The organism is Pseudoalteromonas sp. AWH4_217 (assembly GCF_056161105.1).
The window spans coordinates 81,229-94,926 of the sequence record NZ_JBSWYM010000019.1; the positions used below are offsets into that span (position 1 = coordinate 81,229).

Below are 13,698 nucleotides of genomic sequence, written 5' to 3' on the forward strand. Positions count from 1 at the left end.
GGACTGTCAGTCCCCTTATTTCTTCGTCCCCATATTTTTAGTTACGCCATCCAGTTTAATATTATCTATACCTTGCTCGGTAAACTTGATAGTGACACTGATATTGTTGCGAACCAGGAAATAATCAATATCGTCCAGACGCAACACATAATCGCCTTTTACGGGGCTCATAAACTGCTTTTTAAATAGCTCAAGTTTGTGATCCCCAAGCTGCCAGCTGAACCCTTCGATAAAACCAGGGTTAAACTCCTGGATCCAGACCTTAGAATCATCTTTGCTCAGTGTAATGGCAACAGAGTACGATTCTGGCAATTGAGCCATATCATAGCTGTTATCGCCAATACGAAACTTTTGAGCATCCCCTTGCCAGCCAAAGCCAAAGTTAAAATCTTTTTCTATGCCGGTGGGATAAACCAGCTGACCTTTGCCGGGCAAATCAAAATCAGCCCAGGCATGTCCTGCGCTGAACAAGGTCAATAAATACACTAGCTTGGTTATATATTTCATCAAGTTACACTCTTCTTAGTCTTGCATAAAAGTTAATGCACAAACGCACTTTTCGCAAGTTGTGGATGAAAAGAGTGGTTTAAATCCTGCTTGTTGTGAACCCCGGCTGTGCTAAACTCGGGTTTTATGCTAACTGGTTGGACCAATAACATGAATTTATATTTCCGCTTACTGTGGTTGTTCTGGCGGATCCGTCAGAACAAAGCCACGCAACCTCTGCTCGACGAGATTGATATTAACTTCAGAGCGTTGCCGAGTGATTGTGATATTAATTTACACCTGACTAACTCGCGCTACCTCGCCATGATGGATTTAGCGCGTACCTGGATGACTGAGCGAGTTGGGCTTTTCAGTGCGATTATGAAACGTCGCTGGTTTCCCATTGTGAATGCTACTGCGATAACCTATATCCGAGACATCAAACCACTGCAAGAGTTTACTGTGTCAACGCGGCTAGTTGGATGGGATCACAAATATTTTTATATTGAGCAGAAGTTTCATTCAGAGCGCGGTCTGCATGCTATCGCTTATGTGCGTGGCGTGTTTAAAAGTCGTCAGGGCGTGATCAGTGTTGAAGAAATGCTGGAAGTTGCCGAGTTTACCGGTGAAGCGCCAATTTTGCCTGAAGAAGTGGTTCACTGGAAAGAAATGCTGGAGCAAAAGAAAGCACGCAATAATAAAGTGGCATAAAGGGTCATAGTGTTTATGACCCCTGGGGATTGAGAAAGTAACTCTGTATCGTGCCCACATAGTGTGGGCACCTTAAATCATTAGAACTTGTATTTCACACCGAACATGGCAACAATCGGGTCTAACTCTACATCTGAAGTTAGCGCTTGCTTACCGTCTGCGTAAACGGTTGCATCAGTATTGATGTCCATCTTAGAAATCATACCGTGCAGGCCCCACTTGTCGTTCAGGTCATAGTTGAAACCGACCTGAAGTGCTACACCAAATGAACTGTCCAGATCCACCTTAACATCATCAGTGCCTAATACACCCTTAAGTGCCGCACTTGCTTCTTCGTCGAAGAACACTGTGTAGTTCAGACCTGCACCGATGAATGGGCGGAACTTATCATTTGCACCGAAAAAGTGATACTGCGCCAATAATGTCGGCGGTAAGTGCTTAACAGAAGCAATCTCTACGCCACCCAGTTGCGTGCTCGGGCTACCCGGAATATAGCCAACTCCTTCAACTGTGTGCGAAAACGGAGTCGCTGCAATTAATTCAAATACAATGTTATCGTTGTACTGGTAGTCAAATGTAAGACCCAGTTGCGTATCAGAGTCAGCCACCAAGCCTGCTGTTTTGATTTCATTCAATGCAGAGCCAGTATCACTCGGATTAACGTTAATTGCGCCCACATTTACACTGAATTGAGCCTGAGCCAGTGGAGCAGTCAACATCAGCGTAGATAGGATAGCGGCAGTAAGTTTTTTCATTTTCATCTCCTGAACCTGTACAAGGTAAATCTTTTTGTTGCAGCTATCATAGGCTGATGGGATTTTTCAAAAACTGTTCTAGATCAATATTCAAATTGCGAGGTTTCAGAAAAAATTGAAAACTTGATTTAGATTAAGTTTTTGACTCAGATGGCCTGGGATGGCAGCTTAATTATCCTGGATCATTTCGGTTTCACAGCCGCCCAGATGTTTCAGGAGTTCATCAAGGTGGCGCTTAGTGACGTCATTGAGCATGTCGCGATTGAAGCGCAGTGCCAGCTGGCACATTTTGGTATCGACAAAGCCTTCAACCGCCACGATGCGAACGGGCACTGCGTATAAAGGAGAGATCAGCAAATTTCCACCGTTCAGATCAAAGACATCCAGCTCAAGTTCATAGGTATTAAACAAGTGCATTTCTCGGCTATACGGCGATTGCAACAACATGCCAGTTTGACTGATGTTTTTTACGTGCCCCGATAATGTGCGGCTACCAGTGCGGATCCGAACACTGTGTTCTGGCAAACCGGATAGTCTGATGGCACCACGACGGCTGATGGTGTTCCAGGATTTATGAACCGTTTCTTCGAGCTTGTCGGCGGTAAAGGGTTTCATCATATATTGTGATACCCCATTTTGGATAGCGCAAACCACATGCTCCCTGTCCCCCAGCGAACTCATCATGATGAAGGGGGTTTTACTGTGCTTTTTCGACTTTCTGACTCGTTTAAGCAGTTCCTCTCCGTCGATGTTTGGCATTTGCCAGTCTGCAATGATGATATCGATATGGCGGGCGTCGAGCAGTTCTAGTGCAGCCTGACCATCCTCTGCGGTGTAGACATTTTCTGCGCCTAACCGGTTGACTAAAGTAGTACGAACCAGGTTTCTAACCAGCTGGCAGTCGTCGACGACCAAAAAACTGACATCCTGCATTACTAGTTCCTTATCTTGCAGCAATTATAACCCAATAGTGACTTCCGGGACCCAAGATTAGGTTATCAATACTAACCTTCACATACTTAGTTCTAGCATACACAGGGCAATTGACAACTTGTTATCGAAATTGACCAATATATGACAGAGTCCTGGGTGTTATTGTGTTCTTCGCAATGGGTGTTTGTCACAAAACTGCCTTGCAGACGACATGAACTGGTCACGCTCAGGCGGTGTAATCGGGAGAGAAAAGCATGACCACTGGATACCAAGTGACACGCGTTGTGTGACTGAACCGGATCCCAGTGCGCTCAATATTCAGAACACAGGAAATGTAGAGTATGCCTTCCCATGCGACGAAATCTGCTGCTAAACACAGCCCGCAACATGATACCGTCAACACCCTGAGACGTTTGATTACCGCGCCGTCTGTCACCCCTGATGATGCCGGTACAATAGAATATCTTTCACAGCGCCTGAGTACTTTAGGATTTGAATGTACGCCACTTGACTGTAATGGCGTTCGCAATTTGGTTGCCAGACGGCAGTTTGGCCCAGGTCCTGTTATGGCTTTTGCGGGGCATGTTGATGTCGTACCGGCCAATCCAAGAGGCTGGATAGCACATCCTTTCGCTGCGGCTGTGATTGATGACGTTATATATGGACGTGGAGCGGCAGATATGAAAGGCGGTGTGGCTGCTATGCTCAGTGCAACTGAACGTTTGTGTGAACAGGCGCAGCATTGTCAGGGCACGCTATTTTGGTTAATCACTTCAGATGAAGAAGGTGAAGCCGAATATGGCTCTAAAATCATGGCAGAGTATTTGGCTCAACAAGGCGTTACACTCGATGCTTGTCTGGTTGGCGAGCCTACTTCACATCAACAGGTTGGTGACACGATTAAAAATGGCCGTCGTGGCGCCATCTCCGGACGTATACAGATACAGGGTAAAGCAGGGCACGTCGCTTACCCCGAGCAAACCGTTAATGCGGCCCATATTGCCGGTGAACTGGTAAATGAGTTGGCAAACCTCAGCTGGTGGAAAGATGTTTTGGGTTCGCAAACGAGTTTGCAGGTTACCGGTCTGACTGTACCGGATATCGTCGATAACCTGGTGCCGGCAAGCTGTGAAATAACCTTTAATGTGCGCTATAGCCACGCGTATAAAAGTCGGGAAATCTATCAGATAGTTGCGCAGGCGCTGGCGCCTTGGGGTGACCATGTCAATGTGCAATGGGAGCGCCCCTGTGAGTCCTATTACACGGGGAATCGAGAAGCTGCATGCTTTCTTAGCCTGGTTGAACAAGCGATATTTCGGGTCAGAGGTCAGTTTCCGGCACTCAGTACAGCGGGTGGCACGTCGGATGGTCGTTTTTTTGCCTCAAGTGAGACTCAGGTGATTGAGTGCGGGGTCAAAAACGACTCTATTCATCAGGTAAATGAACACGTATCAGTAGCAGATCTCCATGCCATTGAGGAGATCTATACCGCTGTTTTGACCGACTACTTTGGCGTTTGAACCCCACACTGTGGAAACTACTGCGCCAGTTCCTCGCGCAGTTGTTTCTGCATGGCTCTTAGCCCCTGTATTTTCTCTCTTGCTTCCTGAAGTTGTTGCTCTGGGAGTTTATGCCTGACTCCTTTTTCCAGCAGCAGCTCTAGTCGGGCGACTTTTTTATCCACTGCGGCGATATAGTCCTGTTTCATCTTATCCATTTCGTCAGACTGATAGGCCTGGTAGGCTTGGTGATCGGATAGGTCTCCAGAATATACCCGGGCCGGTGTACTTGAGGCTATAGGCGGGATATAAGGTGCGTCTTCAGGCGCAGGTTCTTCACTGAGGTCGGCTACAGCAGCAGGCATTTTAGCTGTGCTGACCAAAGGCATCGAAATCGCAGTGGTTTCGGAGACGGTTGATGTGTTGTGTTGATATCCAGCTTGCTCAGAGGGGGCAGAGGTGCGCTGTGAGTGCACCTCTGCAGTGGGTAAAGGCGCAAGGGATGACAGGGCCCAAAGTGCATAACCCAAACCTGTCAGGACGAGCGCCAGTGTGACTGCCTGTAACCGGGTCATCAGAGTGTTACCCCATTTTGTGTTTGCCAGCGCCTGAATTTTTGCTGATAAGCTGCCTGGGCGTGTTGTATGGTCAGCGCTTCTAGTGCCTGATAACGCACTGTTTCACTGTTCTGAGCGTAATAGGCATATTCTGGGTGCTGGGTATACACCACAGCCCACCGACCTGATGGCGTCCGCACCGGAGGGGTTGCTTTGCCTGGCTGACTGCTAAAAGCCAGTTGTGCAAGCCAGCGTTTTTGATGTGCCCGGGTTATAGAGAACAGTGTGGCTTTGCCAGCAGCGTCGAACTCATTGTGTTGCCGTGTCTCTTTTAGTGCCTGTGCCAGGCCTTTTTTACTCATGAGGCGATGAAATTGTTGTGCCTGCGCCTGTGATTCAAAGGTGGTTGCCATGGCTTTCAGTGTTGATTTGTACCTGAAGTCTTTGCGATGCTGCTGATAATAGCGGTGTATTTCAGCTTGTGAGATAGTCGCTCTGAGTTGCTCCAGATATGAGCTGCGCTCACCGTGCAGTTGTGCTTTTATCCCTAAAAACGCCAGCATAGGAGGACGTAATAACTCGCCTTTAGCCAACAGTTCCAGGCGTGACAGGGTTAGTCCATGCTTTGCCAGCAGAGGCGCGGCTCTGTTGGTGAGGTGCGCATAGTAGCGCCGCTCATCAAGCTGGTGAACAAGCAAGTCGATGTCACCCTGATGAAGGCGAAATCGATTCTGCATCGATTGACTGATGAGTAGATCCGCCAAGGTTACTTTGGGTGTGTCGAGCACCCGCACTTGCTGCCACTGTTCGAGTTGCCTGGTTTGGTAGTTGCCATTAGCAGGGTAATCTCCAAGCAGTTTAGAGAGTACTTGTGCGCTAAAAGGGGCTGCTGATTTCTCTTTTGTGATGGATTTGAGTTCGGGAAATTGATGCGTAAGCAAAGTGACAATAAGACGACGTATATGGTAGTCATTATCAAACCCGACACTGGATTGACGGATCATCAGCTCGGGGTTAAGTTGCTGGGCTGTAGCCAGCAAAAACTGATTTTCAAGCAAGTGCTTATTCAGGTCTGCCGAGGATAAACCGCGCTCCTGCTGCGTATAGAGAGATTGCATCAGAGCCAGTTCAGGCTTAGTTAGTTGAGTCAATGTTGCCCAACATGGCAGGCTTAAACAGCCTGCCAGGAGTAAAACAACGTAGTTCATTAACGGGCTACCATGGCATGATTAAGCATATGTACAACCATTGCGATAGCATGCGGGATAACCTGACGTGCGGTATTCACACGATCATAGTGATCCTCTGAGTTTAGTACAATGCCACCTTGTGAGTAAGAATAGGCACCGCCTTGTGTCAGTAGCGGACGAATATCTTTGTTTGCAGCATCAGGAGTGGAGAAACTGTCCATTGCCTGCTTTACCAGTGTGAGGCTATTGAGGTTTTCTTGATCATAGTAATCTTTCACCCAGGATTCCCAGCTGGCGTGATTAAGGTCAGAGGTCGTCCAGGTGTGGTGAGGTTGAAGGAGATCCGTTGTGTGAAATACGAACCCCAGGATCTGTGGGTTACCATTTTGCAGATAGCTTTGATACCAGTATTGTCCCAGGTTATCGATTGGCTGAAATGGCATCTCTTCAAAGTCGTCGTACATGCTATATCTGGAGTGACTGTCTAAGCGGTAATTTTTCTCTGTAATACCATAACTGTCATATTCACTGTCATCAGCACTAAACCAGCCCGTTTCACCCCCTTTGCCGTCATCGAGATAGTCGCCTTTTAACCAAGTGGCCGCCATGTTGTCTACTGTGCCCCAGACCGTGAGCTTGTCATAATTGTATCCACCAAAGTCGTTACCATGGACGTCAGCGCCTTGGGTGTGATTTTGGAAATGCCAATAGCTGGTGTATTTAACAATACTTTGAGCTGCGCCCCACAACGGTGCCTGCACACAGTCACCAGTAATCGCACCACAGAAGAAAGTATCTTCAAAGTCATCGACGTCATAGGCTGCTTGTCCCATTACTTCTGCAAGCTGGGTCACACTCATGCCATGCGACTGAGCATACGCCTGAAGCTTGGCAAATTGCGTGGTTGACGGATTTTGTGCCATGTAGTTGACGGCGTCGATAACGATGCGCTTATGTGTTTCCTGACTAAACGCCTGTGTCTCGGCGGCTGTCAGAGTCAGTGCGCAGAGCAATAATAGTTTTTTCATTGTAGTGTTGTTCCAATAGTTAGAATGTAGGCTCTATATGAGCCTCGGGAATTAGAAAGTCCTTGTGTTACATTAGTATTAAATATTGGTTAAATAAAATCTTAATTTCGACACCTTGTTGTCGTCGTTGACCTCAGGTATCATGGGGACTTAATTTAGGCACATGAAAAGTTCTAATAACGATGAAAATTATAAAGTTACTTTCTGCTGTGCTGCTTTGCCTGACGCATCAGGTGTATGCCAATGACAGCGCTGGTGATAAAGAAGACTGGCTAGAAGACAATGGACTGGAATGGCAGTTGAGTATAGGTGCCTTTTACGTAGACATGGCGTTACCTGAGTTAGTCGGCGCCGATAACTCTCCGGCACCGGCTACTTTGCGGGCAGACATCAAACTACAATACAAAAACTTTTATCTGGTGACTTACTCTGGGGATTTTTTTGGTGGTTCTGATCTTGGGTATCAGTTCATTCAAGAAGAAGAGTGGGGACTGGATATCATTTACGGAAGTTATCAACTGCCCTTTACACAAAGAGGTTACTTCGATACCGATGATCCAGTGGTGAAAGAGCTTGAAGGCATAAAAGACAGAGATCCCGATCAGTCACTGGGGATCGCGTATTATCGTGCCGTTGGCGATTATCTGGCGGTGGCTGAACTGGTCTATGATGTGTTTGGCGATACTAATGGCTGGGTTTTTCACCTGGAAGCAACGCGTAACTTCGAGTTACGTAATTGGGATCTGTGGCTTAACTTTGGTGCCAACTATTACTCCAGTAATTTTAATAACTACTTTTATGGCGTGACCGAGGAAGAGCGCAATGATTATCTTACGCCATATGAACCTGGCAGCGGAATGTCTGCATTTGTTCAAGCTCAGTTAAGTTATCCAATCGCTGAGGACTGGGAGTTTAGTGCAGGAATGTCTTTTTTAGTTGGCTCCAGTGAAGCAAAAGAGAGTCCACTATTGGAATCAAACCATGCCAGAGTGCTTTTTACTGGAGTGAAATATGTATTCTAGACTCACTTCAGCCATTACTATCGGGATGCTCTGCGCTTCGACAACCGCGCATGCTGCTTCCAAAGAAGATAGGAAAGGGATATTACAGGCCGCACCGAATAAGTGTGTTGCATTGCATGAAGGAAGAACTTGCTACACTGATGTGACGTTCTCAATATCGGCCCCGCAAATGGGTGACTATTGCATAAGAGAGAGCAGCTCAAAGAAGATTTTGCAATGTTGGGCTAATGTGAGCCATTTTGAGTATTTGCTGGCTTTTGGATCTGCACAGAGCGTCAGTTATGAGCTGATCTCTAAAACTAAGCGCGATGTCCTTGCTGTGACTACCATCAATGTCAACTGGGTTCATAAGGTACGGAATAAAAAGCGACGCTGGCAGCGTCTGTTTTAATACCCAGCCGCATTTGTAATGAAGAAGCATGGCGAAAATTTGCGAGTTTACCTGGGAAATGGAATGGGCTCTCAGCCGCGTTTTAAAGCCAGTTGTCCGTCGAGCTACCCGCGCTAATTTGGTTGTGTATCACTGCGGGTTACCTCACCTGGTTGTTGCAGTAAAGGCTAGCGTCATTTAGCTAGCCTAACGGTGTGGAACCTACTGACACTGCTCCACTAAACCTCTCAGGTGAGAGCCTATGTCTTCGCTTTTGCTCTGTCCCTGCTCCAGCAAAGTTTGAGCTTGCTGTTGCAGCTCTGCCAGCTCATAGTTTGCCAGTAAGGTTTTTAGGTAGCTCATTGTATCGGCACCTGCCTGCAACAGGTTCGGCAGGCTTTCCATTGAAAGCTCTTGGTCGGCCAGGCCCGTTATTGTGTCCATCAGATCTGCCAGATTTGCACTGTCCTGAAGTGCACCTTCCACCTCGATCATCGACCCCATAGGATCGGCATTGAGTTGCTTAACGACACAACTGGCCATCGTGCCAGCCTCGGCCGACTGACTCATTGCTGCCAGGCCATGCTCTCTGATATCCGCAATGACTTGTTCCAGTTCTTGGTTATTTGCCAGATATTGTTGCTCTATTTTAGCTTTCGAGTCTCCCAGAAAATCACATCCGGTCAATGCGAACAAACTCATGCCATAAATTAAAGAACGCTTCATATTAAGTATCCAAAATCAATCCACTTATTGTCAGTTTACTGGCTTCGCGGTCCGTTGTCATTATGACAGTCTGTATGTCTATCGCACAATATAGCCCGCATTTACGCCGTCCTGTTCACATCACCTGATGGTTGATCATGACTATCATCATAGTTGGTACAAGTACAGCTGCCGGAATGTTCAGCTGGGGGCCTGATAAACTTAAGTTCTCAGGCGTGCGGCGGTCTGGTTGCGATATCGGTCAAGCTGTACAACATTCGAGATACCAAACAACTCTGACTTGATGATATTGGCAAACACATGTAAAGCGCGTTTCCAGGCATTGCGTACGGCAAGTGTAAACTGTGAACCTAAATGCAGCTTAAGTACCTCAAGTAAGCTATTACAAAAGGTGCTGATATCTTTGACTGAAGGGCACAGCGCCGCGATCAAAATACTCTGCTGGCGAAGAAACTGAGTCAGCTCATGTTGCCTGGGCAGGTGAATCAGGCATTGCTGCATAAAGTCGTGTAATCGATATTCTAAAGACAAAACATGCTGGTCCGATTCAGGCAATGTCATGCTGACCCGGCATTGTTTCAGTTTATTGTAAAAGCTTACGCAGAAGCAGTGAAAGTTAGGCTTAAGCGTCGTGAAAGATTGGTTTAATAGCTGGTACTGATAGGGTGAAATACTCATAATCGCTCCACATACGATTAGAGCGAATCCATTTGCTCAAGTAATTGCGCAGACTCACTAAGTCACCCTGCTTAGGCTGATAATGAGAGCTACAGTAACTTGGGTAAAAGTAATGATGGCCTAATATGTTTGAATTGCGGTACAACATGCACCATCACTTTCAGTATAGGTAGAATATGATCTGATGCGCAAACTTTATCCGAATTATTGTGTTTAAAAAACACTCAAAAGCCTGCTATCAGCTCACCACAGGGCGAAGCTGATAGCATGAAAAACACTATTTAATCGGAGAAAGTAACTTAGGATCGGTGACTAACTGTCTGACACCATGGGCGTGATCCTCTTCAAATACATTGTCTTCGCACCACTTGGCCAGGCTGTTGATATCAACTTTGGCGCAGGCCGGTCTGACACTCCAGGTGACCTGAAGGGGCGAGCACTGCTTGTTGTTGTAGCTTGGCCCTGTAGTAGAGCCCAAAAATTCAACCGGTTTACCGGTCGTTTGTGGGATATATTTCGCTTGATGGTAGCCATTGACTATGTTGCCATCATAGCTTAAATCATTGAAGTCCAGTGCATCTTCATCGTTCACAACGAGGAAAACCTGAGTTTCAACACGTAAATCGGGATTGGCACATTCGTTACTCAGACAGGACCCCAAACCTTTTCCAGGGACTACATCACATGAACTGTGTACCCAGTGTACTTCAATCGTATCGCCGGGTTTGACGTTTTTACATACCTTGCCTTTTGGCGCACGTAATTCAGCCTCAGTCAGGCTGCTGGTGGCATTACATTGATAACCGCCGTACTTGCCGTTACCTGCAAAAACGGCAAAGTCTTTTGCCTTGTGTTCGGCATTCTTATGAAAGTGGATATTACATAAGTTCATCTCACTGGCAGGCGGCGCAAGAGAAAAAACGCGTTTATTTTCGCCATGCAGTTGATCAATATCCCGTGGGGTTTGTGGTCCAAAACCTTCACAACTGTTTGCTAAGGTGTTGAAAGTAAGTAGTGTTAGCGCTGTCATCGAGACGCCTATAAATGCCTTTTTCATGACTGGTTCTCCATCAATTTATATTAACTCGATGGGCCGCCAGTATAGATGTTTAACTTTTAAGAACAAGCTAAATGGTAAAATAATGTGAATGAGTGGTTTTTTATAAGTTAATATCGATGTTTTTGTTCGCTATTCTCGATCTCATGTTGGTTAATGGTAAATTATTTCGAGTGTTTAGGGCGCCGTCACCATTGCTTCAGCTTTTCGCCCTGATAGTCGCAAAGGCAGTACATTAAGGCGCCATTTTGGTTAAAGGCGGTATCTAAGGTTGCGTATTTATACAACTCTCTCTATAATACACGCCAGTTGATGCAGCCAGACTGCACGTTGACGCGGGATGGAGCAGCCTGGTAGCTCGTCGGGCTCATAACCCGAAGGTCGTCGGTTCAAATCCGGCTCCCGCAACCAAGCTTAAGAAATGACTTCATTTCTTACAGTTCGCGCATTCATCGTAATGCGCGTTTTGCGTTTAAGCATTCGCTTAATTTAGGCTGATACAGCCCGCAACCAAGCTCGGCCACTGGCCACACAGTTTGTTTTTGGTGTGACGCCCCGCTTGGTTCGGGGCGTTGTTGTATCTGGAGCTAAGCAATAGAGCCCAGCCCAGAAGCAAACAGCTGAATCATTAGGGCTTTTGAGCCCTTTTTTTGTTTGTATGGAGGTAATTTGTGACAAAACTCGAGCAAGAATTAACGACTATGTTAGAGCCGGCTGTTGAAGCCTGTGGCTTCGAATTGCTCGGTCTGGAAGTGATGCAAGCCGGTCGTCATTCGACATTGCGCATCTATATTGACCATGAAAATGGCATCAATGTAGATAATTGTGCAGATGTGAGCCGTCAGGTCAGTGCCATTCTGGATGTCGAGGACCCCATTACAAATGAATACAACCTGGAAGTGTCTTCACCTGGTGTAGACAGACCATTATTCAAACAAGCTCATTATGAGCAGGCAGTGGGCGAAGAAGTGCGCTTGCGTACAAAGCTTCCACAGGAAGGTCGCCGTAACTTTAAAGGCGATTTAATTGCAGTTAATGGCGATATGATCACGCTATCCGTCGATGGCCAGGAGCATCACCTTATGCTCAGCAACATCGAGCGCGCGAACATGATCGCAAAATTTTAAAATTAGGTGCGAAGGAAAAAGGGCAAGCGAGGCAATACTTATGGCAAAAGAAATATTATTGGTTGCAGAAGCTGTTTCCAATGAAAAAGCAGTCCCAAGAGAAAAGATTTTTGAAGCATTAGAGTTCGCACTAGCGACGGCCACCAAAAAGAAACACGAAGGTGAGATCGAAGTACGCGTTTCTATCGACCGTAAGACTGGTGAGTATGACACTTTCCGTCGTTGGATGGTGGTAAATCCGCAAGAAGACGGCTCTTTGGAAAACCCGTATGCAGAGATCACTTTTGAAGCGGCACAGGTTGAAGAGCCTGACATTCAGCTTGGTGACTTTGTTGAAGAACAGATTGAATCTATCCAGTTCGACCGTATCACGACTCAGATGGCAAAACAGGTCATCGTTCAAAAGGTTCGTGAAGCAGAGCGTGCATTGATTGTTGACGCTTATAAAGATCAGGAAGGTGAACTGGTTACCGGTGTGGTGAAAAAAGCATCACGCGACACTGTGGTACTGGACTTGGGTAATAACGCTGAAGCGGTTATATATCGTGAAGATATGCTGCCGCGTGAAAGCTTCCGCCCGGGTGACCGCGTACGTGGTCTGCTTTATGCGGTTAAGCCTGAAGCGCGCGGTGCGCAGCTGTTTGTAACACGTTCTAAACCTGAAATGCTGATGGAACTATTCCGCATCGAAGTACCAGAGATCGGTGAAGAGATGATCGAGCTCAAAGGTGCTGCACGTGATCCGGGATCACGCGCTAAAATTGCGGTAAAATCAAATGACAAACGCATTGACCCTGTAGGTGCATGTGTCGGTATGCGTGGTGCGCGTGTTCAGGCAGTATCTACTGAGCTGGGTGGCGAGCGTGTTGATATCGTACTGTACGATGACAACCCGGCTCAGTTTGTTATCAATGCTATGGCACCGGCGGAAGTTGCCTCAATCGTTATGGATGAAGACACCCGTACGATGGAAATCGCAGTAGAAGCCGATAACCTGGCACAGGCGATTGGCCGTAACGGTCAGAACGTACGTCTTGCCAGCCAGCTGACTGGTTGGGAATTGAACGTGATGACAGTGGAAGACATGGAGCGCAAGAACGCAGAAGAGTCTGACAAGCTGATCAACCTGTTCACTGAAGCGCTGGACATTGATGATGACTTTGCCACGCTATTAATCAACGAAGGTTTCTCAACGCTTGAGGAAGTGGCTTACGTGCCAGTTGCAGAGTTCCTTGAGATCGATGGTCTGGACGAAGACACAGTGGAAGAGCTGCGTAAGCGTGCAAAAGATGCATTGACAACGAAAGCGTTGCGTGACGAAGAAAGCCTGGAAGGCGCAGAACCAGCAGAAGATTTACTTAACCTTGAAGGCCTGGATCGTCATCTGGCGTTCGTTATGGCCAGTAAAGGGGTGATCACGCTGGAAGATCTGGCTGAGCAGGGTATTGACGAATTAGTCGAAATCACTGAATTATCTGAACAACAAGCGGGTGACTTGATCATGGCCGCACGTAATATTTGTTGGTTTGGTGAGCAATAGTAGTTTATTAACGGGAGGT

Annotated in this window: 15 protein-coding genes and 1 tRNA gene; 7 read left to right on the forward strand and 9 right to left on the reverse strand. The window is 46.9% G+C overall.

Features of this window, described 5'->3' with window-relative positions; genetic code table 11:
• Positions 1–15 precede the first annotated feature (15 nt).
• Positions 16–507, reverse strand: coding sequence for a hypothetical protein (locus ACXAH1_RS20225; protein WP_253049510.1), 492 nt, complete (start codon positions 505–507; stop codon positions 16–18).
• Between the two features lie 150 nt (positions 508–657).
• On the opposite strand from ACXAH1_RS20225, the gene ACXAH1_RS20230 reads away from it, so the two are divergent.
• Positions 658–1,197, forward strand: a complete 540-nt coding sequence (locus tag ACXAH1_RS20230) for a thioesterase family protein (protein WP_475199118.1) — start codon at positions 658–660, stop codon at positions 1,195–1,197.
• 80 nt (positions 1,198–1,277) lie between these two features.
• Here the strand turns inward: ACXAH1_RS20230 and ACXAH1_RS20235 are convergent, their stop codons facing one another.
• The gene (locus ACXAH1_RS20235) at positions 1,278–1,952 is read right to left on the reverse strand and encodes an OmpW/AlkL family protein (protein WP_138550247.1); all 675 of its coding nucleotides are present in this window, start codon (positions 1,950–1,952) and stop codon (positions 1,278–1,280) included.
• 168 nt (positions 1,953–2,120) lie between these two features.
• A complete protein-coding gene (locus ACXAH1_RS20240; RefSeq protein ID WP_475199120.1) occupies positions 2,121–2,885 on the reverse strand; it encodes a response regulator in 765 nt (254 codons plus the stop codon).
• 341 nt (positions 2,886–3,226) lie between these two features.
• Here ACXAH1_RS20240 and dapE point away from each other — a divergent pair, with 341 nt between their 5' ends.
• Positions 3,227–4,405, forward strand: a complete 1,179-nt coding sequence (gene dapE / locus ACXAH1_RS20245; protein WP_475199121.1) for a succinyl-diaminopimelate desuccinylase — start codon at positions 3,227–3,229, stop codon at positions 4,403–4,405.
• A 17-nt stretch (positions 4,406–4,422) separates the two neighbouring features.
• On the opposite strand, the gene ACXAH1_RS20250 is transcribed toward dapE, so the two are convergent.
• From ACXAH1_RS20250 to ACXAH1_RS20260, 3 genes are read right to left on the reverse strand one after another with little or no spacing between them, the layout of a single operon-like run.
• On the reverse strand, positions 4,423–4,959 hold the full coding sequence (locus ACXAH1_RS20250) for a hypothetical protein (protein WP_475199122.1): 537 nt from the start codon (positions 4,957–4,959) through the stop codon (positions 4,423–4,425).
• On the reverse strand, positions 4,959–6,149 hold the full coding sequence (locus ACXAH1_RS20255; protein ID WP_475199124.1) for a peptidyl-prolyl cis-trans isomerase: 1,191 nt from the start codon (positions 6,147–6,149) through the stop codon (positions 4,959–4,961). The genes ACXAH1_RS20250 and ACXAH1_RS20255 overlap by 1 nt, the downstream gene beginning before the upstream one ends.
• Positions 6,149–7,159 carry a phospholipase C/P1 nuclease family protein gene (locus ACXAH1_RS20260; RefSeq protein WP_475199125.1) on the reverse strand — a complete coding sequence of 337 codons (1,011 nt, stop codon included), beginning with the start codon at positions 7,157–7,159 and terminating at the stop codon, positions 6,149–6,151. The genes ACXAH1_RS20255 and ACXAH1_RS20260 overlap by 1 nt, the downstream gene beginning before the upstream one ends.
• A gap of 182 nt (positions 7,160–7,341) precedes the next feature.
• Between ACXAH1_RS20260 and ACXAH1_RS20265 the strand changes: the two genes are divergently transcribed.
• Entirely contained in the window at positions 7,342–8,181 is an 840-nt protein-coding gene (locus tag ACXAH1_RS20265) for a MipA/OmpV family protein (RefSeq protein WP_475199126.1), read from the forward strand.
• Positions 8,171–8,572 (forward strand): DUF3019 domain-containing protein, encoded by a 402-nt coding sequence (locus ACXAH1_RS20270; RefSeq protein WP_475199128.1) that lies wholly within the window; start codon positions 8,171–8,173, stop codon positions 8,570–8,572. Before ACXAH1_RS20265 ends, ACXAH1_RS20270 begins: the two co-directional genes overlap by 11 nt.
• Before the next feature lie 201 nt (positions 8,573–8,773).
• On the opposite strand, the gene ACXAH1_RS20275 is transcribed toward ACXAH1_RS20270, so the two are convergent.
• The 3 genes from ACXAH1_RS20275 to ACXAH1_RS20285 form a co-directional block, all read right to left on the reverse strand.
• A complete protein-coding gene (locus ACXAH1_RS20275; RefSeq protein ID WP_253049530.1) occupies positions 8,774–9,277 on the reverse strand; it encodes a hypothetical protein in 504 nt (167 codons plus the stop codon).
• 201 nt (positions 9,278–9,478) lie between these two features.
• On the reverse strand, positions 9,479–9,955 hold the full coding sequence (locus ACXAH1_RS20280) for a globin (protein ID WP_475199129.1): 477 nt from the start codon (positions 9,953–9,955) through the stop codon (positions 9,479–9,481).
• A gap of 277 nt (positions 9,956–10,232) precedes the next feature.
• Positions 10,233–11,012 (reverse strand): delta-class carbonic anhydrase, encoded by a 780-nt coding sequence (locus ACXAH1_RS20285; protein ID WP_253049534.1) that lies wholly within the window; start codon positions 11,010–11,012, stop codon positions 10,233–10,235.
• 334 nt (positions 11,013–11,346) lie between these two features.
• Here ACXAH1_RS20285 and ACXAH1_RS20290 point away from each other — a divergent pair.
• From ACXAH1_RS20290 to nusA, 3 genes are all read left to right on the forward strand, one after another.
• Positions 11,347–11,423, forward strand: a tRNA-Met gene (locus ACXAH1_RS20290).
• A gap of 260 nt (positions 11,424–11,683) precedes the next feature.
• Positions 11,684–12,139 (forward strand): ribosome maturation factor RimP, encoded by a 456-nt coding sequence (rimP, locus tag ACXAH1_RS20295; protein ID WP_138550236.1) that lies wholly within the window; start codon positions 11,684–11,686, stop codon positions 12,137–12,139.
• A 40-nt stretch (positions 12,140–12,179) separates the two neighbouring features.
• On the forward strand, positions 12,180–13,679 hold the full coding sequence (gene nusA / locus ACXAH1_RS20300; RefSeq protein ID WP_253049536.1) for a transcription termination factor NusA: 1,500 nt from the start codon (positions 12,180–12,182) through the stop codon (positions 13,677–13,679).
• Positions 13,680–13,698: the final 19 nt, after the last annotated feature.